15 protein-coding genes and 3 tRNA genes are annotated in these 22,665 nt (G+C 53.3%); 3 read left to right on the top strand and 15 right to left on the bottom strand.

Annotation, left to right across the window (positions count from 1 at the left end):
- Positions 1 to 37: 37 nt before the first annotated feature.
- A complete protein-coding gene (locus L1X57_RS02020; protein ID WP_009722199.1) occupies positions 38 to 295 on the bottom strand; it encodes an OadG family protein in 258 nt (85 codons plus the stop codon).
- Between the two features lie 127 nt (positions 296 to 422).
- Between L1X57_RS02020 and L1X57_RS02025 the strand changes: the two genes are divergently transcribed.
- Entirely contained in the window at positions 423 to 1,421 is a 999-nt protein-coding gene (locus L1X57_RS02025) for a tRNA dihydrouridine synthase (protein WP_234667884.1), read from the top strand.
- Between the two features lie 197 nt (positions 1,422 to 1,618).
- Here L1X57_RS02025 and L1X57_RS02030 read toward each other — a convergent pair.
- The 9 genes from L1X57_RS02030 to L1X57_RS02070 form a co-directional block, all read right to left on the bottom strand.
- A tRNA-Arg gene (locus tag L1X57_RS02030) sits at positions 1,619 to 1,695 on the bottom strand.
- Positions 1,696 to 1,762: 67 nt separating this feature from the next.
- A tRNA-Arg gene (locus L1X57_RS02035) sits at positions 1,763 to 1,839 on the bottom strand.
- Positions 1,840 to 1,868: 29 nt separating this feature from the next.
- Positions 1,869 to 1,961, bottom strand: a tRNA-Ser gene (locus L1X57_RS02040).
- A 126-nt stretch (positions 1,962 to 2,087) separates the two neighbouring features.
- Positions 2,088 to 2,276: a carbon storage regulator CsrA gene (csrA, locus tag L1X57_RS02045; RefSeq protein WP_009722197.1), complete on the bottom strand. Its 189-nt coding sequence runs from the start codon at positions 2,274 to 2,276 to the stop codon at positions 2,088 to 2,090.
- Positions 2,277 to 2,468: 192 nt separating this feature from the next.
- A complete protein-coding gene (locus L1X57_RS02050; RefSeq protein ID WP_009722196.1) occupies positions 2,469 to 3,719 on the bottom strand; it encodes an aspartate kinase in 1,251 nt (416 codons plus the stop codon).
- Positions 3,720 to 3,819: 100 nt separating this feature from the next.
- On the bottom strand, positions 3,820 to 6,429 hold the full coding sequence (gene alaS, locus L1X57_RS02055; protein WP_009722195.1) for an alanine--tRNA ligase: 2,610 nt from the start codon (positions 6,427 to 6,429) through the stop codon (positions 3,820 to 3,822).
- A gap of 169 nt (positions 6,430 to 6,598) precedes the next feature.
- Positions 6,599 to 7,060: a regulatory protein RecX gene (locus L1X57_RS02060; RefSeq protein ID WP_009722194.1), complete on the bottom strand. Its 462-nt coding sequence runs from the start codon at positions 7,058 to 7,060 to the stop codon at positions 6,599 to 6,601.
- A gap of 42 nt (positions 7,061 to 7,102) precedes the next feature.
- Positions 7,103 to 8,164, bottom strand: a complete 1,062-nt coding sequence (gene recA / locus L1X57_RS02065; protein ID WP_009722193.1) for a recombinase RecA — start codon at positions 8,162 to 8,164, stop codon at positions 7,103 to 7,105.
- An 89-nt stretch (positions 8,165 to 8,253) separates the two neighbouring features.
- Positions 8,254 to 8,787, bottom strand: coding sequence for a CinA family protein (locus L1X57_RS02070; protein WP_009722192.1), 534 nt, complete (start codon positions 8,785 to 8,787; stop codon positions 8,254 to 8,256).
- A 161-nt stretch (positions 8,788 to 8,948) separates the two neighbouring features.
- On the opposite strand from L1X57_RS02070, the gene mutS reads away from it, so the two are divergent.
- Both mutS and fdxA read left to right on the top strand, forming a co-directional pair.
- Positions 8,949 to 11,516, top strand: coding sequence for a DNA mismatch repair protein MutS (gene mutS / locus L1X57_RS02075; RefSeq protein ID WP_009722191.1), 2,568 nt, complete (start codon positions 8,949 to 8,951; stop codon positions 11,514 to 11,516).
- A 146-nt stretch (positions 11,517 to 11,662) separates the two neighbouring features.
- Positions 11,663 to 11,986, top strand: a complete 324-nt coding sequence (fdxA, locus tag L1X57_RS02080) for a ferredoxin FdxA (RefSeq protein WP_009722190.1) — start codon at positions 11,663 to 11,665, stop codon at positions 11,984 to 11,986.
- Between the two features lie 448 nt (positions 11,987 to 12,434).
- On the opposite strand, the gene eno is transcribed toward fdxA, so the two are convergent.
- The 5 genes from eno to gltB form a co-directional block, all read right to left on the bottom strand.
- The gene (eno, locus tag L1X57_RS02085) at positions 12,435 to 13,724 is read right to left on the bottom strand and encodes a phosphopyruvate hydratase (RefSeq protein ID WP_009722188.1); all 1,290 of its coding nucleotides are present in this window, start codon (positions 13,722 to 13,724) and stop codon (positions 12,435 to 12,437) included.
- Positions 13,725 to 13,796: 72 nt separating this feature from the next.
- Complete coding sequence (gene kdsA / locus L1X57_RS02090; RefSeq protein WP_009722187.1) at positions 13,797 to 14,666, bottom strand: 3-deoxy-8-phosphooctulonate synthase; 870 nt, start codon at positions 14,664 to 14,666, stop codon at positions 13,797 to 13,799.
- Positions 14,667 to 14,681: 15 nt separating this feature from the next.
- Positions 14,682 to 16,337, bottom strand: coding sequence for a CTP synthase (locus tag L1X57_RS02095; protein WP_009722186.1), 1,656 nt, complete (start codon positions 16,335 to 16,337; stop codon positions 14,682 to 14,684).
- Between the two features lie 138 nt (positions 16,338 to 16,475).
- Entirely contained in the window at positions 16,476 to 17,882 is a 1,407-nt protein-coding gene (locus L1X57_RS02100) for an FAD-dependent oxidoreductase (RefSeq protein ID WP_234667886.1), read from the bottom strand.
- Positions 17,883 to 17,915: 33 nt separating this feature from the next.
- Positions 17,916 to 22,388, bottom strand: coding sequence for a glutamate synthase large subunit (gene gltB, locus L1X57_RS02105; RefSeq protein ID WP_009722184.1), 4,473 nt, complete (start codon positions 22,386 to 22,388; stop codon positions 17,916 to 17,918).
- Positions 22,389 to 22,665: the final 277 nt, after the last annotated feature.

Here is a 22,665-nt window from a genome sequence, read left to right on the forward strand (position 1 = left end):
ATTAATGGAGCGGTAGGATAGCTACAAAACTAGGGTCTTATTTACGGCGCGAAGAACGATAACGATGCACTGCAGCACTAATCACTGCCATGACTTCATCATCCTGGCCTTTCGGTGCAGGTGATTTTGCGTTATTTCGACCGTTCGGCGCTGCTACAGGGGCAGGCTGAAAACGGCCAATCAATTTCGACATCAGCGTAACGCTAATTACCAAAATCGTAAGAAAAACAAACACAAAACCCATACCTAACCCCATAAGGGAAAGCCCTTCTTGGAGCAACTCTGACTCTTGCATACCGCATTCTCCCTCTTTCAAATGCTTATCGGCACACCAACGGCCTCTAAAGGCGCTTGGCGCAGTGAGGCTAATACACTAACCTGCCATATCCAGGATAGATTGCAATCGCGCCATAGTGGAAGTCATGGTTGTTAATTTACTACATAAAGGCAGGATAGGCCTAGCGCCTATGGAAGGTGTCATCGACGCCTTAACGCGTGACCTACTGACTCAGCAGGCAGGGTTTGACTGGGCAGTGACAGAATTTGTCAGGGTGGTTGACGCACGCCTCCCTCCTCGCGTGTTCTATAAACATTGCCCCGAGCTGACAGCAGGTCGCGTCGCCACTCCTAGCGGTGTTCCCGTGCATTTACAGCTTCTGGGATCAGACCCCGAGGCGCTAGCCAGCAATGCGCAACAAGCGCTCTCGCTGGGCGCTATCAGCATTGATCTTAACTTTGGCTGCCCAGCCAAACTGGTCAACCGCCATGATGGTGGCGCATCACTACTGCGTCGGCCTGAACGCGTCTATCGCGCCGTGAAAGCGGTCGCCGAGGCCGTAGACGGCGTAATCCCAGTGACAGCTAAAATCCGCCTTGGCTTTTCTGATCGTCGCTTAGCAGTGGCCTGCGCCCAGGCCACAGAAGCTGGCGGTGCTGCACAGCTAGTCGTCCACGGACGTACGCGAGATGAAGGTTATCGCCCGCCTGCGCACTGGGAGTGGATTGGCAAAGTTCGCCACCACGTGTCGATGCCTGTCGTTGCAAACGGTGATATTTGGACTCTAGAGGACTACTGGAAGGCTCGCACCCTCTCAGGCTGCCAGGATGTCATGCTTGGCCGTAGCGCCCTCTCAGACCCATGGCTTGCAGCTCGTATACGCCACTGGCAGCGTACAGGTGAGCGCCTACCTGATACCACCTGGGCAATGCGCGCCAGCGTGCTAAAACAATACGCTGATTTACAGCGGCAGCACTTACCAGAGCGGGTGGTGGTGTCACTAGTCAAACAGTGGCTGGCACAAATGCGTCAAGGCAATGCCGAAGCGAACCAACACTTTCAGCGCCTAAAACGCCTTACGGATCTTGATACGCTACTAAACAACCTGACCCCCAACGCACCTCTTTACTGCGAACCTGCGTAAGCAAATCGTTTTTACCGCACCAGATAAAACTAAAAATCTATATCAAAAACCCACATCAAAAATATAGATCAAAAAAAAGCGCCCTACCGCTGTGCGCGGGGGCGCTTTAAACGATCGCAAGACCAAAGCGCGAGCCACTGTGGTCAGGCTAGAAAGAAGAAAAACCCGCTTTCAGTAGAAAGCGGGTTTTTCGAATTTGGCGCGCCCGGGAGGATTCGAACCTCCGACCCCCTGATTCGTAGTCAGGTACTCTATCCAGCTGAGCTACGGGCGCTTAACAGTTTTTAACATCACTTGCGTGATAAAAAACATAGTAACATCAATAACTTCTTAATTCAAGCTGGCGCGCCCGGGAGGATTCGAACCTCCGACCCCCTGATTCGTAGTCAGGTACTCTATCCAGCTGAGCTACGGGCGCTTATCCAAATTGATGTTGCTTTATGCAGTTGGCGGAGAGAGAGGGATTCGAACCCTCGATAGGGCTATAAACCCTATACTCCCTTAGCAGGGGAGCGCCTTCAGCCACTCGGCCACCTCTCCTCAACAGCACGGCGCGAATGTTACCGATTATGATGACTGGTGTCCAGCCCTATGCCGATTTTTTTCGCGCCGACCTGCTCTCTTACCCCTTAAACGCCCTTTAATGGGCGTGATATAGGCGTACAACTACTCAGACTCACTTTCGCTATTACGTTCGCGCTGGATGCGCTGATAGATCTCTTCACGGTGAACCGCGACGTCTTTCGGCGCATTAACACCAATACGTACTTGATTACCTTTCACACCTAACACCGTGACGGTGATTTCATCACCTATCATCAGTGTTTCGCCGACACGGCGGGTTAAGATGAGCATGGCTGATCTCCTTCTCAGACGTTTTATACAACGGGATGTGTCCGCTAGAAGCGACACCAGGCTATTATGCGGCACGGTGTCGCCGTCACCAATGGCTCAAGCCCCTATGACACCTTAACCTCCCGTTGAAAGAAAGCTCACCACCACACGGCAGCAAGTACTCTTCAGCGTAGAAGGTTTAGCGCGCAATTGTTATTCAGATTCGATATCAGACTTATCTAAACCGAATGCTTTATGCAAGGCGTTAACCGCAAGTTCCATATGCTTTTCATCAATAACCACAGAAATTTTAATTTCCGACGTGGAAACCATACGGATATTAACGTTCTCATCGGCCAAAACACGGAACATTTTAGAGGCAACACCTGCGTGAGAGCGCATACCAACACCCACAAGTGATACTTTGGCAATATTATCATCACCACGCAGTTCACCACCGCCTAGATCCGGAATTACCGTCTCTTCAAGCAACTTCTTGGTCGCTTTGTAATCACCTTTAGCAACGGTAAAAGTGAAGTCGGTGTAATCACCGGCAGGCGCCACGTTTTGTACAATCATATCGACTTCGATATTGGCGTCTGCAATTGGACCAAGAATACGCGATGCCACACCAGGTACATCAGGCGTGTTCAACAGGGTCAACTTGGCTTCGTTTTTGGTAAACGCGATACCGGAGATTAGCGGTTCTTCCATAGAGTCCTCGTCTTGGTCTGCTTCTGCAACAATTAGGGTGCCGGGGCCTTCTTCAAAGCTCGACAGCACGCGAAGTGGTACGTTGTACTTACCAGCAAATTCGACGGCGCGAATCTGTAGCACTTTGGAGCCTAGGCTTGCGAGCTCAAGCATTTCTTCCACGGTAATGCTCTCAAGACGCTGAGCCTTGGAACACACTCGGGGATCAGTGGTGTAAACACCATCAACATCGGTATAAATCTGGCACTCATCGGCCCCAAGCGCTGCGGCAAGCGCAACACCCGTCGTATCTGAACCACCACGCCCAAGCGTTGTAATATTGCCGTCTTCATCAACGCCCTGAAAGCCAGCCACTACAACTACTTTGCCTTCATCAAGGTCAGACTTCAGGTCATCGGTTTCAATGCGCTGAATACGCGCTTTGGTATAGGCGCTATCGGTATGAATACCGACCTGGGCACCTGTGTGGGAAGTGGCTGAAACACCAATTTGCTGAAGCGCCATTGCCAACAGCGAAATAGTCACCTGCTCACCGGTAGAGAGCAGCATGTCCATTTCGCGCGGTGCTGGGTCATCATTGATCGCGTTTGCCATATCGGTCAGGCGGTTGGTCTCTCCGCTCATCGCTGACACCACTACTACAACTTGGTGACCTTGATCGCGAAAGCCTTTAACCTTTTCCGCCACGGCCTTGATACGGTCGACAGAGCCCACCGAGGTGCCGCCGAACTTCTGTACGTATAATGCCATATGCCGTTTTTTCCTATAGGTTCGGGAATGGAGAATGAGCGTTGTTATTACTATTTAACAAAAAGGCCGGTAGCACAGATAGTGCCACCGGCCTTTGTATTTAGCTAAGCGTATTTTTCAACCAAGCTGGCACGCTGTCTAATGCAGCTGGCAAAGCGTCAGGTTGACTTCCTCCCGCTTGTGCCATATCGGGGCGGCCACCACCTTTACCGCCCACCTGTGAAGCGACATGGTTGACTAGTTCACCAGCTTTTACGCGGCCGACTAAGTCTTGGGTAACCCCGGCAATCAAGCTCACTTTACCTGCTGCAGTATCCGCAGCCCCAAGCAGGATGACACCTGAACCAAGCTTGTTTTTCAACTGATCAAGTACGCCGCGCAAATCTTTACCGGAAACGCCTTCAAGCTGAGTGACCAGTAAATTGACACCGTTAATTTCTTGCACTTGGCTAAGCATATCGCTGCCCGCAGCGCTTGCCAGCTTCGCTTTCAGTTGTTCAAGCTCTTTTTCCAAAGAGCGATTGCGCTCAACCAGCGATTCAACCCGCGCTTCTACCAACTCGGGTTTGGTTTTCAGGCGCTCACCTAACCGCTGAACACGGGCTTCCTGCTCGCGGAAATAAGCCAGCGCGTTTTCACCCGTAATCGCTTCAATACGACGCACACCGGAAGCAATACCCACTTCGCTAATCACATGACAGCAGCCAATATCGCCGCTGCGACTAACATGGGTACCGCCACAAAGCTCAATAGAGAAGTCATCAGCACCAATAGTCAGCACCCGTACGTTATCGGCATATTTTGCCTCAAACAATGCGGCGGCTCCTTTGGCTTTCGCTTCCTCCAGACTCATCTGCTCTGTTTTAGTCGGCGCATTCGCCAAGATCTGCTCATTTACTAGCCGTTCTACTTCCGCTATCTGCTCAGCAGTCATCGGCTCGAAGTGGCTAAAATCAAAGCGCAGGCGCTCAGCATTGACCAGAGAGCCTTTCTGCTGGACGTGATCACCCAGCACCATCCGCAATGCTTTATGTAGCAAGTGAGTCGCTGAGTGATTGCGGATGGTTGCGCCACGCAAGCTGGCATCCACCTCGCCTCGGACATTCGCGCCTACGCTGAGCGCGCCATCTACCATAATGCCTTGGTGAAGGTGGTGACCACTCTGTTTCTGCGTGTCGGTTACCTGGAAGCGAGCGCCATCAACGTATAAGTAGCCGGTGTCGCCCACCTGGCCGCCCGACTCACCGTAGAATGGCGTACGATCCAGCACAACGGTGCCTTTCTGACCAGCTTCCAAGGCAGCTAAGGCATTGCCTTCACTATCCACGATAGCCGTTACCGTCGCCTGATCGGCCAGATGCTCGTAACCTGTAAACTGGGTTTCACCCTCCAGGTTGATAGCAGCGCTGTAATCCGCGCCAAACTGGCTGGCCGCCCGAGCACGCTCACGTTGCGCTTCTAACTCACGCTGAAAACCAGCTTCGTCCAATGTAACTTCGCGCTCGCGGCAAACATCTGCGGTCAGATCGAAGGGAAAACCGTAGGTATCGTAGAGCTTGAAGACAGTCTCGCCAGGCAGCACATCACCCTGAAGCTCTTCAAGCGCCGCATTCAGCAGACCCATACCGTGATCCAGCGTGCGCGCAAACTGCTCTTCTTCCTTAAGCAGCACGCGGGCAATTTGTTCGCTCGCTTCACGCAGCTCAGGGTAGGCATCGCCCATTTCGGCATCCAGCGCCGCAACCAGCTTGTGGAAAAACGGCTCGGAAGCGCCAAGTTTGTGCCCATGACGGATCGCTCGGCGAATAATTCGACGCAACACATAGCCACGCCCTTCGTTAGAGGGCAATACGCCGTCCGCAATCAAAAAAGCGCAAGAGCGGATATGGTCGGCAATCACGCGTAGCGACGGCGTAGTGGTATCCCCATGGCCAGTCGCTTCGGCAGCAGCTTTCAGCAGGTTTTGGAACAGATCAATCTCGTAGTTGGAGTGAACGCCCTGCATAACGGCAGCCACCCGCTCCAAGCCCATTCCCGTATCAATGGAAGGCTTGGGCAGCGGATTCAATGTTCCAGAAGCATCGCGGTCGAACTGCATGAACACGAGGTTCCAGATTTCGATGTAGCGATCGCCATCTTCTTCAGGGCTGCCAGGCGGGCCACCCCATACTTCAGGACCATGATCAAAAAAGATTTCAGAGCTGGGGCCACAAGGACCGGTGTCTCCCATTTGCCAGAAGTTATCTTCATCAAGCTTTGAAAAACGCTCAGGGTCAATGCCGATATCGTCTTTCCAGATGCGCTCTGCTTCGTCGTCACTGATATGCACCGTTACCCAGAGCTTCTCTTTGGGCAGGCCCAACGTTTCTGTCAAAAACGTCCAGGCAAAGCGAATGGCCTCACGCTTAAAATAGTCGCCAAAACTAAAGTTACCCAGCATTTCAAAGAACGTATGGTGACGCGCGGTATAGCCGACATTATCTAGATCATTGTGCTTACCGCCAGCACGCACGCAACGCTGGGCTGATGTGGCGCGCACATAGGGGCGCGGATCGCGGCCAAGGAAAACGTCTTTGAAGGGCACCATGCCTGCATTGGTGAAGAGCAGCGTCGGGTCATTACCCGGCACTAGAGAGCTGGTGGGCACAATAGTATGCCCCTGCTTTTCAAAAAAAGATAAAAAGGCCTGTCTGATCTCTGCGCTTTTCATAGGGTATCCGTGACAAGAAAGCATGATGCCCCAGGGCGCTGTCGCCGCCACCCGCTGGGGTCGCAAAGGGAGCATTATAACGCAGTTGTCAAACGACTAAAGCCGCAGTTAGTGGCAGAACTAAAACAGACGGCGAAAAAACAACCAGAAAAGGCTTACATAGGGGGAATTACAAGCAAGACAACGCGTAGCGGATTTGCTCAAAATTAAAGCCACGCGTGGCGAGAAAACGCTCGCGTTTAGCACGCTCTTTGGGCGTATCACCTGGCGAGGAAAAGCGCCGAGCCAAGGTATCGCGAGCTAGCTCAAACCAGTCTACGGCTTCGTGCTCTTCTACTGTGGCAAAAGCCGTCGTTGACGTTTCTTGATCTACGCCGCGCTGGCGCAGCTCACCTTTAATGCGAATAACCCCTTGCCCACGAAAAACCCGCGAACGTATAAAGCTTTCGGCAAAACGTTCATCGGACTGTAAATTCTGCTCTTCCAGAGTGTCCAGACAAGCAGCAATCTCATTAGGCTGAAAAGATTTTTGCTGCAACTTGCGCGCTAGCTCGGCGCGAGAGTACTCGCGCCGAGACAGCAGTTGAATCGCAACTTCACGCGGTGTTAACTCACCACCGGAAGAAAACATAGCGTTCTCTCAACGGTTTAAAGAACAGTATCACAAAGCAGCTTATAGCAAATCATCATCGCTCTCGGCTTCAACATCAGCCACAGGCGCTTCTTCTTTTTTCGCATCCGGCGGAGCAAGTAGCTGCGCTCGTATTTGCGCTTCAATCTCTTCCATGGTCTCAGGATGCTCTTCTAAATACTGCGCAGCATTCGCTTTACCCTGACCAATTTTTTTGCCTTTGTAGCTGTACCACGCGCCCGCTTTGTCTACCAAGCTGCACTGCACGCCCAAGTCAATAACCTCGCCCGCATGGTAGATACCCTTACCGTAGAGGATTTGGAACTCGGCCTGACGAAATGGCGGCGCCACCTTGTTTTTAACTACCTTCACGCGAGTTTCGTTACCCGTGACCTCATCACCCGATTTTACGGAGCCTGTACGGCGAATATCCAGACGCACACTGGCGTAGAATTTCAGCGCGTTACCGCCGGTCGTAGTTTCAGGGCTACCGAACATCACGCCGATCTTCATACGAATCTGGTTGATAAACACCACTAAACAGTTGGCGTTTTTAATATTACCGGTAATTTTACGCAATGCTTGAGACATTAAACGCGCTTGAAGGCCAACGTGAGAGTCGCCCATTTCACCTTCGATTTCAGCACGCGGTGTTAATGCAGCCACGGAGTCGATCACGATCACGTCTACACCGCCGGAACGCACCAGCATATCGGTAATTTCCAGCGCCTGTTCGCCAGTATCAGGCTGAGACACCAGCAGGTCGTCTAGATTAACACCAAGTTTTTCTGCATAGCTTGGATCCAGGGCGTGTTCTGCATCGACGAACGCACATACCTTGCCCTGTTTTTGCGCCTGCGCAATCACTGATAGGGTCAGGGTCGTTTTACCTGATGATTCTGGGCCATAAATTTCGCATACGCGTCCAAACGGCAGCCCGCCGATACCTAGCGCAATATCAAGCCCCAATGAACCGGTGGAGACAGACGGCATTATCACGCGCGGTGCATCGCCAAGGCGCATAACGGTCCCTTTACCAAACTGGCGATCAATCTGGCTAAGTGCAGCATTTAGCGCTTTGGTGCGGTTGTCATCCTGAGCCATGCAGAAATTCCTCGTTACAAACTGTATAATTAGCCAGTAGTATGCCAAAGATTAGCGGCTAAACAAATCCTCAGCACTATATTTAATGTTTATTTCTTTTCACTGTCTTTTGCCTGAGCCATCAATCGTGCCACCAACCCAGCCAACGCTTCACGCACGGCTTGTTCGCGCACCGCCTGCCGGTCGCCGTAAAATTGGAAGCACGCTGCCTGCTGGCTTTCTGCATTACCCCAAGAAAGCCATACGGTACCAACAGGTTTCTCTTGACTGCCTCCATCTGGGCCTGCCACCCCACTCACTGCAACGGCTAAGCTAGCACCACTTGTTAAGCAAGCACCTTTAACCATTGCATTAACTACCTGCTCGCTGACTGCGCCATGGGCTTCGAGAATCGCCTCGGGGACATCCAGCATCCGTGTTTTAGCGGCATTGGAGTAGGTCACATAGCCCGCCGTAAAATACGCTGAACTTCCCGCCACAGAGGTAATTGCGCTGGCAATACCGCCTCCCGTGCAGGACTCTGCCGTGGAAACTTCAACCCCAAGCTGTTGGCACAGCCTTCCTAGCCGCTGAGCAAGCAGCGATAGGTCAAGATTCTTCAGGCTTGAAACGCTAGGTGCCATGGTGACTCCTTCATGTGAGACCTTAGTTCAGCGTAGAATACAGCGTTTAGCTTTCTCAAAGAAATTGCCCAAAGAAATTGCTCATAGAAATCGCTTAAAGCAACTGCCCAAGAACATGCCGCAAGCTGAGACTGCTTGCGCAACGCTCAACCAGGACGCCCATGTCACAGGCCAGCCCCGCTCACACGCCAATGATGGCGCAATATCTTAAGATCAAACGCGATCACCCTGAGGTACTTCTGTTTTACCGGATGGGGGATTTTTACGAGCTATTTTTCGATGATGCCAAGCGCGCTGCAATGCTGCTGGATATCACCCTTACCCAGCGCGGCCAGTCAGGTGGTAAACCCATTCCTATGGCAGGCGTGCCCTACCATAGCGCTGAAGGCTATTTAGCCCGACTGGTAAGCGCTGGTGAATCGGTCGCCATTTGTGAACAGATAGGCGACCCCGCTACCAGTAAAGGTCCTGTTGACCGTCAAGTAGTGCGCATTGTCACCCCTGGCACGCTTCACGATGAAGCCCTTCTGGATGCACGCCGCGATAACGTATTGGTCGCCGTGGCGCCTAGCAAAGACGGCTGGGGCCTTGCGTGGCTGGAGCTTTCCAGTGGGCGCTTCAATGTCTTGGAAGTAGAAAGTGAAGCCGAGATGCAGGCAGAGCTAACCCGCCTGTCGCCTGCCGAACTGTTAGTACCCGAAAGTTTGACCCTGCCCGATGCATGGTCGCAAAAGCGCAGTCTGCGGCGCCAAGGAGAGTGGCTGTTTGACTTAGATAGCGCCACTCGTAGCTTGTGCGATCAGTTTGAAGTCCAGGATTTACGCGGCTTTGGGTGCGCACACTTAACCACCGCACTTATCGCTGCGGGGGTGCTGATCGATTACGCCCGAGACACCCAGCGCTCACGCCTGCCCCACGTAACGGCCATTAGCGTCGAAAACCGCGACGATGCCGTGGTGATTGACGCGGCCAGTCGGCGCAATCTGGAAATTGATATTAATTTGGGCGGTAGCAGCGATAACACGCTGGCCAGTGTGCTAGACACCTGCACCACCGCTATGGGTTCGCGATTATTAAAGCGCTGGCTTAACCGCCCGCTGCGCCAGCGTGACGTCGTAGAAGATCGTCACGCTGGCGTGGCGCTGCTCTCTATTGAAGCGGCCTACCTCCCGCTACGCGATACATTGAGTGATGTAGGCGACGTCGAGCGTATTTTGGCCCGCGTCGCGCTATATAGCGCCCGCCCCAGAGACTTGGCACGCCTGCGCGACGCCTTGGTAACACTACCGGCACTTGAGCAACTGCTAAGCGAAATTGATAACGGTAGCGCCCTAGACGGACTTAAACCTCACATTCGCCCCTACCCAGAGATAGCAGATACCTTAACCCGCGCGCTAGTTGAGAACCCGCCGGTGGTGATTCGCGATGGTGGCGTGATTGCAAACGGTTTTGACACCGAGCTAGATGAACACCGCGGCATGGCTGAAAATGCCGGTGATTATCTAGTGCAGTTGGAGCTTCGCGAGCGCGAACGCACTGGTCTCGCCAATTTGAAAGTCGGTTATAACCGGGTTCATGGCTACTTTATTGAATTACCTCGCTCTCAAGCTCAGCAAGCGCCCGCGGACTATATCCGCCGACAAACGCTAAAAAATGCTGAACGCTTTATCATTCCAGAGCTAAAAGAGTTCGAAGACAAAGCACTCTCGGCCAAGTCCAGAGCCCTCACTCGTGAAAAGTGGCTCTACGAGCGCCTGATGGGCGAACTCAACGCGGCGCTTCACGCGCTGCAAAACACATCGCGGGCGTTGGCGGAACTTGATGTACTCTGCGCCTTTGCCGAGCGCGCAGAAGCACTCAATTGGGTAAGGCCCCAGCTTAGCGATGCCACCGGCCTTAGAATCTCTGCTGGACGACACCCCGTCGTCGAACACGTTAGCGACACACCGTTTGTACCCAACGATGTCACGCTAACACCTGATCAGCACATGTTGATTATCACCGGTCCCAATATGGGTGGTAAATCGACCTATATGCGCCAGACCGCGCTCATCGCGCTGCTGGCTCATAGCGGTAGCTTCGTACCTGCCGACAGCGCTGAAATAGGTCCTGTAGATCGTATTTTTACTCGTATTGGCTCGTCAGATGACCTAGCGGGTGGTCGCTCTACGTTTATGGTCGAGATGACCGAAACCGCTAATATTTTGCACAACGCTACCGAGCATAGCTTGGTATTAATGGACGAAATTGGCCGTGGCACCAGTACTTTTGACGGCCTTTCGCTAGCCTGGGCAAGTGCTGAATACCTAGCCGAAGCCAAAGCACTCACTCTGTTTGCCACTCACTATTTTGAAATGACCGCGCTACCGGAGCAGGCCGAGGGCGTTGCAAACATTCACCTGACAGCAACCGAGCACGGCGACAGCATCGTGTTTATGCACCGCATCGAGTCTGGCCCTGCTAGCCAGAGCTATGGCTTACAAGTAGCCCAGTTGGCAGGTGTTCCCAGCCATGTGATACGCAGAGCCCGTGAAAAACTGATGGCGCTGGAGCAGCGCGACGTGGATGAACTGCAGCGCCCAAGCGGAATTTCCGCAGCACCGCAACAAAACGACTTGTTTGCCAGTGCACCGCACCCCGTAGTGGAAGCACTAGGCAAGGCCGATGTAGACGATTTAACACCCCGCGAAGCACTGGCACTGCTGTATCAATGGCGGGAACTGCTGTAATGAGATGGACCGAGCGCTTGCCGCCACGTAAGGGCACCACTAGAATGTCGCCCATACTATTTTAGCTTATAAAAAACGACTGATTTATAACCATTCACTATTGACCACGACCGGGAAGCACCCGGTCCCGCAAGAGGGATAGCAAGATGACGTTTGTCGTTACCGAGAACTGCATCCAGTGCAAATACACCGACTGTGTGGAAGTCTGTCCGGTCGACTGCTTCTACGAAGGGCCCAACTTCCTGGTCATTCACCCAGACGAGTGTATTGACTGCGCCCTGTGTGAACCGGAGTGCCCTGCAGAAGCGATCTTCTCTGAAGATGAGCTGCCGGATGGCCAAGAACAGTTTATAGAAATCAACGCTGAATTAGCCGACGTATGGCCGAATATTGCCGAGAAAAAAGATCCGCTGCCCGATGCAGAAGAGTGGGACGGCAAAACAGGCAAGCTGGAAAAGCTAGAACGCTAATCCAATAAGCCACGCCTTTTCAGACCAGCGTTCGCGCTGGTTTTTTTGTGCGCCACGGATCGGGCGCACAAAAAAAGGCGGCCCGTAGGCCGCCCGCTCCAAGCACTTCCTCTGACCGCTCCATGTGTCAAACTCCTCAGATACGATCCTTGCCAGGGCTCACATCACTGTGTCACCCGGCGTATCTGGCCTGCATCCCGCTGCATCCTGCCTGAAGCATCCTTGCCTCCCCTGTCCTGATTGCATTGTGGCAGAAAGCCATCACAACTCAAGCAGGCCAAAACGGCAACAGGCGAGCCGCAGCGGCTCGCCTGTCATCTAAAAATCCAACAAAATCAAAAACATAATCTTAAGCAAAAAAACCATTTGAGCGGTTAGCGTCGGCATTTGTAAGATATCTCTTACAAAATTTTAAGATATCTCTTACACACCGACGCCCATTTTTCGCTTACTGCCCTTTAATGGCTTTCAAGCCAGGGTAAGTCACATCGCCCAATTCCGCTTCAATGACAAGCAGACGGTTGTATTTCGCTACGCGGTCGGAACGGCACAAGGAGCCTGTCTTAATTTGGCCTGCACAGGTACCCACTGCCAAATCGGCAATAGTAGTATCTTCAGTTTCGCCACTACGGTGAGAAATCACCGCCGTGAAGCCTGCATCCTGGGCCATTTTGATCGCATCCAGCGTTTCAGACAGCGAACCAATCTGGTTGAACTTGATCAGGATTGAATTACCGATTTGCTCGTCGATACCACGTTTAAGAATCTTGGTATTGGTAACAAACAAATCATCGCCAACCAGCTGTACTTTGTCACCCAGCTTGTCAGTCAGTGCTTTCCAGCCCGCCCAATCAGATTCATCCATACCATCTTCGATGGATACGATCGGATAGTCCGCACAAAGGCCAGCCAGATAATCGGCAAAGCCTTCGGCATCGTAGCTTTTGCCTTCACCGGACAGGTTGTACTGGCCATCTTTGTAGAACTCAGAAGAAGCACAATCAAGCGCCAAGGTAACGTCTTTACCCAATGCGTAACCGGCATCAGCAACGGCCTGCTTAATGATCGCCAAAGCATCTGCGTTAGATGCCAAGTTAGGGGCAAAACCACCTTCATCACCTACGGATGTAGAAAGACCTTTAGCAGACAGCACTTTTTTTAGCGCATGAAAAATTTCCGCCCCCATGCGCAAGCCTTCACGGAAATTAGCCGCACCCACTGGCTGTACCATGAATTCCTGTATATCAACGTTATTATCAGCGTGCTCGCCACCGTTAAGAATGTTCATCATCGGCACCGGCATGCTGTACTGGCCCGGCTGGCCATAAAGCTCGGCAATGTGCGCATACAGCGGCACACCTTTAGCGTTGGCAGCAGCTTTAGCGGCAGCCAGCGACACCGCTAGAATGGCGTTCGCGCCCAGATTAGCTTTATTTTCAGTGCCATCCAGGGCCAGCATTGCGTCGTCCAGCCCACGCTGATCACGCGCATCCATTCCCAACAACGCACCACTGATTTTGCCATTCACGGCCTCAACGGCTTTTAAAACGCCTTTGCCAAGGTAGCGTGTCTTGTCGCCATCGCGCAGCTCGAGCGCTTCGCGGGAGCCTGTAGAAGCACCGCTTGGCGCACATGCTTCACCTACGGCGCCACTTTCCAAGCGAACCATGGCCTGAACAGTCGGATTACCGCGGGAATCAAGCACCTCTAGTGCGCTGATTTCAACAATTTTGGTCATAACAGTGTCCTTTTTGGTTGTCAGTCTAATGGATGATTGTGGGTCCAATGTATACCATGTTTGCCGTCGTGGTTAACGGATGGATAAAGGCTCAAACCCCTTCACCAAGGCGTCTAACTGCGAAAGCTGAGTCAAAAATGGCTCTAATTGATCCAGTGGCAGTGCGCAGGGGCCATCACACTTAGCGTTATCTGGATCGGGGTGAGCTTCTAGGAAAACCCCCGCTAAACCAACGGCGACGCCCGCACGAGCCAGCTCTGCCACTTGGGCACGACGACCATCGGCGCTGTCCGCGCGGCCTCCTGGGCGTTGTAAAGCATGGGTGACGTCGAAAAACACCGGATAACCGGTCTGTTTCATATCGCCAACACCCAGCATATCCACCACAAGGTTGTTATAGCCGAAGCTGGTGCCACGCTCACATAGCATCAGGCGGTCGTTACCCGCCTCCTGAAACTTGGTGAGGATATGACGCATTTCGTGAGGCGCCAGAAACTGCGGTTTTTTGATATTAATCGCAGCGCCGGTGTTAGCCATCGCTACCACTAGGTCGGTCTGACGGGCAAGAAACGCTGGTAGCTGAATAATATCGGCGACTTCAGCTACAGGTTCTGCCTGCCAGGGCTCGTGAACGTCGGTAATGATAGGCACGCCATAGCGCGCTTTAATATCCGCTAGAATCTGCAAGCCTTTTTCTAGCCCAGGCCCGCGATAGGAGTGGATCGAGCTACGGTTTGCTTTATCAAAGCTTGCCTTAAACACATAAGGCATCCCGAGCTTTTGCGTTACATTAACGTAGGCCTGTGCCACTTCATCAGCAAGCTCCGCCGACTCCAGCACATTCATGCCGCCAAATAACATTAGCGGCAAAGAATTGCCGGCGGTTAGGCCGGCAACGTTAATATGACGCTCTGGAAATGGTGATTGAGAAGCCGAAGACATGGTATTCGCTCTCCCTTATTCCTGAGTCGTTGTATGGGCGCGCGTACGTGCCGTTTTATGCTCTAAAGCGGCATTAACAAATCCGGAGAACAGCGGATGCCCGTCACGCGGTGTCGACGTAAACTCCGGGTGGAATTGACACGCCACGTACCAAGGGTGGTCAGCCAGCTCGACTACTTCTACCAAGGATTGATCGACACTCTTGCCTGAGACAACCAAACCTGCCTGCTCTAGCTCATCAATAAACTGGTTATTGACTTCAAAGCGGTGGCGGTGACGCTCGACAATCTCATCAGCACCGTAGGCTTCGCGAGCTTTGCTACCGGATTTCAAGTGACAGACCTGACCGCCTAGACGCATGGTGCCACCTAAATCAGACGCGGCGTCGCGCAGCTCGATCTTTCCTTCAGCGTTAATCCACTCGGTAATCAAGCCCACCACGGGGTGCTGGGTATCATGAGTAAATTCGGTAGAGTTAGCGTCTTTCCAGCCAGCTACGTTGCGGGCAAACTCGATAACCGCCACCTGCATGCCCAAGCAAATACCCAAGTAGGGAATGTTGTTCTCACGAGCAAACTGAGCAGTAAGAATTTTGCCTTCCACGCCGCGCTCGCCGAAGCCGCCAGGTACTAAGATGGCATCTTTGCCAGCTAACCGCTCGGTGCCATGGTGCTCGATATCTTCGGAGTCGATATAGTCGACATTCACCTTAATACGACCTTGAATGCCTGCGTGAATAAGCGCTTCGTTGAGCGACTTGTAGGCATCCAGCAGTTCCATGTACTTACCCACCATGGCAATGCTCACCGACTTCAGCGGATTCAACTTGGAATCCAGCACCTTGACCCACTCCGAAAGATCGGCAGGCTCTGCTTCCAAGCGCAGCTTATCGCAAACGATGTCGTCCAGGCCGTGCTCATGAAGCATCAACGGGATGCGATAAATAGTATCGGCATCCTGTAACGGTACGACGGCACGCTCTTCCACGTTAGTGAACAGGGCGATTTTGCGGCGCTCGCTCTCTTCAAGCTCTACTTCGCTACGGCAAATCAAAATATCCGGCTGGATACCAATCGAGCGTAGCTCTTTGACGCTGTGCTGAGTCGGCTTGGTCTTAGTCTCGCCTGCCGTCTTGATATACGGCACCAGCGTGAGGTGCATGTAAATCGCTCGGCTAGCGCCCAGCTCGCTGCGGATCTGGCGAATCGACTCCAGGAACGGCAGCGATTCGATATCGCCTACCGTGCCGCCGATTTCCACCAGCGCCACATCAAAGCCTTCACCGCCCGCATAGACGCGCTGTTTGATTTCATCGGTAATATGAGGGATTACCTGAACGGTACCGCCCAGGTAATCACCTCGGCGTTCTTTGCGCAGTACATTCTCGTACACGCGCCCCGTCGTGAAATTGTTCCCTTGGGTCATTTTGGTGCGAATAAAGCGCTCATAGTGCCCTAAGTCCAAGTCCGTCTCGGCGCCATCTTCGGTGACGAACACCTCGCCGTGCTGGAAAGGACTCATGGTGCCCGGGTCCACGTTGATGTAGGGGTCGAGCTTGAGCATGGTGACCTTAAGGCCGCGGGCCTCTAGAATCGCCGCCAGCGAGGCCGACGCGATGCCCTTGCCAAGAGAGGACACAACGCCGCCGGTCACGAAGATATATCGTGTCATGGAAAACCTGTCGAAACGTGATCAAAAGGCGTAACAGAAAGCCACACCAGGATGGGATGACAGAATAGCAGAGTACGCCTAAAGGCTCAATTTGAACTGCAGGTGGCAGAGGGGCGAAGACGCCCCTCACTATCAAAACTAAACGCCTAGGTAATCCAAAATCCCCTCAGCAGCTTGGCGGCCTTCGTAAATCGCGGTAACTACTAAGTCAGAGCCACGCACCATATCGCCACCGGCAAAAATTTTCGCATTGCTGGTTTGGTAGGCGTATTGGCCATGCTCTGGCGCTTTTACGCGATCACGCTCATCGACCTGGATATTGGCGCTATCGAACCACGGCGCAGGGCTTGCCTGGAAACCAAACGCTACTACGACTGCGTCGGCGGCAATAATCTCTTCAGACCCAGGCACCACTTCAGGACGTCGACGGCCATTTTCATCGGGCTCACCCAAACGGGTGCGCACAACCTTCACTCCTTCGACCTGTTCCTCACCCACCACTGCAACCGGCTGGCGGTTGAACAGAAACTCAACGCCCTCTTCCCTCGCATTGGCGACTTCACGACGGGAGCCCGGCATATTCTCTTCATCACGACGATAAGCGCAGATCACGCTGTCGGCGCGCTGACGGATCGAGGTGCGGTTACAGTCCATTGCCGTATCACCACCACCAAGCACCACCACACGCTTACCTTCCATCGAGATAAAGTCGTTAGGATCTTTTTCAAAGCCTAAGCGACGATTAACGTTGGCGATTAAGAAATCGAGCGCCTTATAAACGCCAGGCAAATCTTCGCCGGGGAAGCCGCCTTCCATGTACTTATAGGTGCCCATGCCTAGGAAAACAGCATCGTATTCCTGCAGCAGCGTGTCGAATTCGATGTCGGTACCAATTTCGGTATTCAGACGAAACTCGACGCCCATCTCTTCAAAGACGGCGCGCCGACGCTCCATCACGTTCTTTTCCAGTTTAAATTCTGGAATACCGAAGGTTAGCAAACCGCCAATCTCAGGGTATTTATCGAACACCACCGGCTTGACGCCGTTGCGTGCCAGGATATCAGCGCACCCCAGACCCGCCGGCCCAGCGCCCACGATGGCGACCTTCTTATCGGTCCACTCCACCTTAGACATATCTGGACGCCAGCCCATCGCAAACGCAGTGTCGGTAATGTACTTCTCTACCGACCCAATGGTAACCGCGCCAAAGCCGTCGTTCAGCGTACAGTCGCCTTCACACAAACGATCTTGCGGGCATACGCGGCCACACACTTCCGGCAGAGAATTGGTTTTGTGTGAAAGCTCGGCTGCTTCAATAATATTGCCTTCCACCACCAGTTGAAGCCAGTTGGGAATATAGCACTTCCACTCGCAGTACGGATTGCCGCAGTGCAGGCAACGGTGCGCCTGACTCGCCGCATCGGTGGGCTTAAAGGGCTCGTAAATTTCAGCGAACTCTTTTGACCGTGTGTGTGCGGCTTTTTTCTGTGGGTCTTTACGACCCACATCAACAAACTGGAAATCGTTATTTAAGCGGTTAGCCATGATATCTCTCCTCGAAGCGTAGGCTCTGGCGGGTTATTCCGGCTGACGCCGAGATTGATTCAGCAAACTGCCCAAGCTTGCCGCTTTTGGCTTCACTAGCCAGAAGTGGCGCGCGTAGTCGCCGAAGTCTTCCAGAATCGCCGCGCCTCGAGCAGAGCCTGTTGCCGCAACATAGGCTTCGATCATTTCACGCAGGTGACGACGATATGCTTCCATCGCTTCAGTATTGACCCGGTGGATCTCGACCAGCTCGTGGTTGTACTTGTCCACAAAGGTACGGTCTTCATCCAATACATAGGCAAAACCACCGGTCATGCCCGCGCCAAAGTTAACGCCGGTTTCACCCAATACGCAGACCAAGCCCCCGGTCATGTATTCACAACAGTGGTCACCTGCGCCTTCAATAACAGCAGTAGCCCCGGAGTTACGCACTGCAAAGCGCTCACCCGCGGTACCTGCGGCAAACAGCGTGCCGCCTGTCGCACCGTACAGACAGGTGTTACCGATAATGGCGGTTTTGTGACTTTCAAACTGGCTAACCTTAGGTGGCACAATCACAATGCTACCGCCGTTCATGCCTTTGCCCACGTAGTCGTTGGCATCGCCTTCGAGATAGAGGTTTAAGCCACGGGCATTCCAAACACCGAAACTTTGTCCCGCTACCCCGACAAAGCGGGCAGTGACCGGCGCTGCTTCTAAGCCATCTTCGCCGTAGCGCTTGGCAATGGCACCAGAGGTTAACGCACCTACGCTGCGGTCACAGTTGGTAATGGTGAAATCAAACTCACCCCCAGACTGGTTTTCAATGGCCTCTTTCAACGCGGCCAGCACTTCCTGGTTTTTAGCACCTGGGTCGTGGGGCACATTACGGCTCACATTGCAGAACTGGGGCGCATCAGCGGGCACGAAGTCATTCGACAGCAGTGGGGTTAAATCCAACTTACGCTGGGCGGCAGTATTGCCTTCCAACACTTCAAGTAGGTCAGTACGGCCAATCAAGTCGGTTAACTGGCGCACCCCCAGCATAGCCATCAGTTCACGAACTTCTTCAGCAATAAAGCGGAAGTAGTTTTTCACCATATCGACAGTGCCGCGGAAGTGCTCGCCACGCAGGAAGTCATCCTGCGTTGCCACGCCAGTTGCGCAGTTGTTCAAGTGACAAATACGCAGATACTTACAGCCCAGCGCCACCATGGGTGCGGTGCCAAAACCAAAGCTCTCAGCCCCGAGGATTGCCGCTTTAACCACGTCGAGCCCCGTTTTAAGACCACCGTCTGTTTGCAGACGAATCTTGTCTCGCAGGCCGTTAATGCGCAGTGCCTGATGGACCTCAGGCAGCCCAAGCTCCCAAGGCGAGCCCGCGTGCTTGATAGAGGTCAATGGGCTGGCCGCGGTGCCACCGTCGTAACCAGAAACGGTGATCAGATCCGCATAGGCTTTCGCCACACCGGTAGCAATAGTGCCAATACCTGGCTCAGAGACCAACTTCACGGAAACCTGGGCATCTGGATTGACTTGCTTGAGGTCGAAAATCAGCTGCGCCAAATCTTCAATCGAGTAGATATCGTGGTGTGGAGGCGGCGAAATCAGCGTTACACCGGGCACCGAGTAACGCAGCCGAGCAATCAGCTGGTTAACCTTGCCACCAGGGAGCTGACCACCTTCACCAGGCTTCGCACCCTGAGCAACCTTGATCTGCAACACGTCGGCATTGACCAAATAGGCCGGGGTAACGCCGAAGCGGCCAGAAGCGATCTGCTTAATTTTTGAACTACGAATGGTGCCATAGCGAGCGGGATCTTCACCGCCCTCGCCCGAGTTAGAGCGGCCACCCGCTTCATTCATCGCCTGGGCCAACGCTTCATGGGCCTCCGGCGAAAGTGCACCCAGCGACATACCGGCGCTATCAAAGCGCGGGATCAGCGCTTCAACCGGCTCAACATCCTCTAACGGAATGGGCGTTTCAGCTGGTTTAAGCTTAAGTAGGTCGCGAATAGTGGCAACCGGGCGCTCGTTGACCAGCTGAGCAAACTTTTTCCACTTTGCGTAGCTGCCTTCTTGTACCGCCGCCTGCAGGGACTTCACTACATCTGGGTTGTAGGCGTGATATTCGTAGCCATGAACATACTTCAGCATACCGCCTTGAGAAATACCTTTGCGGGCAATCCAGGCATCCTTCGCCAGTAGCTCTTGCTGCATTTGTAGCTCTGCAAAACCGGCGCCCTGAATACGCGATGCCATGCCCACAAAGCAGGTATCCATGATCTCATCCGATAGCCCCACCGCTTCAAACAACATAGAGCCGCGGTATGAAGCCAACGTTGAGATACCCATCTTCGAAAGAATTTTGAACAACCCTTTCTGTAGGCCTTTACGGTAGTTCTCTCGGGCATCGGCAGGGTTGCCTGTTAGCTCACCGGTGCGATGCATGTCTGCCATCACTTGGTAAGCAAGCCATGGATACACAGCCGTCGCGCCGACGCCAAACAGTACCGCCATTTGGTGGGCATCCCTTGCGTAGCCAGTTTCCACCACAATATTGGCGTTAGGACGTAGCGCCAAATGGCCAAGGTGGGAGTGAACGGCCCCTACCGCCAAAGCAGCCTGGATAGGCAACTGCCCTTTGGGAAGGTCAGCGTCGGTCAACACCAAAATCACCTTGCCCGCTTTTACCTGCGCTTCGGCTTCTTGGCAAAGTAAGGTGACTGCCCGCTGCAGACTGGTGTGCTCCGGGTCGTACCCGAGTGACAGCGTGTGACTAGCAAAGGCAGGATCATCCTGACTGACCAGCGCAGTGAACTTACGTGGCGACAGCACCGGAGTTGTCAGAATCAAACGGTGGGCATGTTCAGGCGTCGCCTTAAAGACATTTAGCTCAGCGCCACAGCAAGTCTCAAGCGACATCACGATCGCTTCACGAAGAGGGTCGATCGGGGGATTGGTCACCTGGGCAAACTTTTGGCGGAAGAAGTCGGTCAGCAGACGCGGACGGCTAGACAGCACGGCCATGGGAGTATCATCACCCATCGAGCCAACCGCTTCCTGGCCACTTTCTGCCAGCGGACGCAGCACCTGATCACGCTCTTCAAAACTCACCTGGAACATTTTCTGCTGAACATTCAGTGCGTCAGTGTCCATTGTCTGGAAACGCGCAAGCTCAGTCAGCGCCGACTCTAGGTAATTAGCCTCTTGCTTGAGCCAGCGCTTGTAGGGGTAAGCTGACTTCAGACGGTTATCGATATCCTGGGTGTGCAGCACTTCACCGGTCTGCGTGTCTACTGCCAGCATTTGACCTGGACCAACGCGACCTTTAGCAACTACGTCCTCAGGACGGTAACCATAAGTGCCAATCTCAGATGCTAGCGTAATGTAGCCATTTTTGGTAATCACCCAGCGCGCTGGGCGAAGGCCGTTGCGATCTAGCATACAAACGGCTTGGCGACCGTCGGTCATTACCACTCCAGCCGGGCCATCCCAAGGCTCCATGTGCATGGAGTTGTATTCGTAGAACGCGCGCAGCTCGGCGTCCATGGTCTCAACGTTCTGCCAGGCAGGCGGCACCATCATGCGGACAGCACGATGCAGCTCCATACCACCGGTCAGCAGCACTTCCAGCATGTTATCCATGCTTGAGGAGTCAGAACCGGTGGTATTGACGATTTCGTCAAGCTCAGCAATATCAGGCAGACGCTCGTTAACAAAGTTGGCTTTACGAGAGTTCGCCCAGCCGCGGTTGGCTTCAATCGTATTGATTTCGCCATTATGAGCTAGCAGGCGGAATGGCTGGGCCAGCGGCCAGCGCGGTGCAGTGTTAGTAGAGAAACGTTGGTGGAACACGCAAATGGCGGTTTCCAGGCTCGGGTCATTCAGGTCTTTGTAGAACGCCGGCAAGTCTTCCGGCATGACTAGGCCTTTATAGGAAACGACTTCTGATGAGAGCGAAGCAACATAAAAGTCTTCGTCGCTGCGTAGCGCTTGCTCTGCATAGCGGCGCGCCATAAACAGGTCGACATCGAAGCGATCACTGCTTAAATTTCCACTACTAACTGTTCCACTACTACCTGGCTGGACAAACAGCTGCTCAATTCGCGGTAGACAGTCCAGCGCCATTGGGCCACATACGCTTGAGTCGGTGGGTACTTCGCGCCAACCCAATACCTCTAAGCCTCGGCTGCTTAGTTCGCGCTCAAGGGTTTCTTTAGCATGAGCGGCACGTGCATCGTCATCTGGCAAAAAGATGACGCCTACAGCAAAGCGCTCGCCAAGCTCCGCATCAAGCGCCTGCTTCGCGGCGGCGCGCATGAATTGCACCGGCATTTTCAGCAGCAAGCCGCAACCGTCACCGGTTTTGCCGTCTGCCGCAATACCGCCGCGATGGGTCATGCAGGTAAGTGATTCAATAGCCGTTTTCAGCAAGTCGTGGCTGGCCTGCCCTTCCATATGGGCAATAAGGCCAAAGCCACAGTTATCGCGAAACTCGCCAGGCTGGTGAAGACCTTTATTCATGGGCGTGCCTCTAGTCAGCGTATTTATTTAGCAGTGTTTTCATGTTATCGTTGCGGGTTTTTCTTTTTTTTGATGTCTTGCTACCCACTCAAAATAGGGTATTTCCCGCATTCACCGCTTCAAGAAAAGGTCGCTCAGCATAGCGATTTGCCTGCGTGTAGCGCAATCATCCAGAACCCGCCAATCCTTAAAAAACCTTGTCAAATCTTGCATTTGCATTCGCAGTTAATAAAAAAACATATTAACTTCAATCACTTGCAAAGCATTAAAACGATAT

This window comes from Halomonas sp. TD01 (assembly GCF_923868895.1).
GTDB lineage: Bacteria > Pseudomonadota > Gammaproteobacteria > Pseudomonadales > Halomonadaceae > Vreelandella.

Excerpts from the sequence above, each read along its gene's own strand:
- fdxA (WP_009722190.1), top strand. The coding sequence starts at position 11,663 with ATGACGTTTGTCGTTACCGAGAACTGCATCCAGTGCAAATACACCGAC.
- kdsA (WP_009722187.1), bottom strand. The coding sequence starts at position 14,666 with ATGTCTTCGGCTTCTCAATCACCATTTCCAGAGCGTCATATTAACGTT.
- L1X57_RS02095 (WP_009722186.1), bottom strand. The coding sequence starts at position 16,337 with ATGACACGATATATCTTCGTGACCGGCGGCGTTGTGTCCTCTCTTGGC.
- gltB (WP_009722184.1), bottom strand. The coding sequence starts at position 22,388 with ATGAATAAAGGTCTTCACCAGCCTGGCGAGTTTCGCGATAACTGTGGC.
- L1X57_RS02025 (WP_234667884.1), top strand. The coding sequence starts at position 423 with ATGGTTGTTAATTTACTACATAAAGGCAGGATAGGCCTAGCGCCTATG.
- L1X57_RS02060 (WP_009722194.1), bottom strand. The coding sequence starts at position 7,060 with ATGTTTTCTTCCGGTGGTGAGTTAACACCGCGTGAAGTTGCGATTCAA.
- L1X57_RS02050 (WP_009722196.1), bottom strand. The coding sequence starts at position 3,719 with ATGGCATTATACGTACAGAAGTTCGGCGGCACCTCGGTGGGCTCTGTC.
- mutS (WP_009722191.1), top strand. The coding sequence starts at position 8,949 with ATGTCACAGGCCAGCCCCGCTCACACGCCAATGATGGCGCAATATCTT.
- L1X57_RS02070 (WP_009722192.1), bottom strand. The coding sequence starts at position 8,787 with ATGGCACCTAGCGTTTCAAGCCTGAAGAATCTTGACCTATCGCTGCTT.
- eno (WP_009722188.1), bottom strand. The coding sequence starts at position 13,724 with ATGACCAAAATTGTTGAAATCAGCGCACTAGAGGTGCTTGATTCCCGC.
- L1X57_RS02100 (WP_234667886.1), bottom strand. The coding sequence starts at position 17,882 with ATGGCTAACCGCTTAAATAACGATTTCCAGTTTGTTGATGTGGGTCGT.
- csrA (WP_009722197.1), bottom strand. The coding sequence starts at position 2,276 with ATGCTCATCTTAACCCGCCGTGTCGGCGAAACACTGATGATAGGTGAT.
- recA (WP_009722193.1), bottom strand. The coding sequence starts at position 8,164 with ATGGCTCAGGATGACAACCGCACCAAAGCGCTAAATGCTGCACTTAGC.
- alaS (WP_009722195.1), bottom strand. The coding sequence starts at position 6,429 with ATGAAAAGCGCAGAGATCAGACAGGCCTTTTTATCTTTTTTTGAAAAG.
- L1X57_RS02020 (WP_009722199.1), bottom strand. The coding sequence starts at position 295 with ATGCAAGAGTCAGAGTTGCTCCAAGAAGGGCTTTCCCTTATGGGGTTA.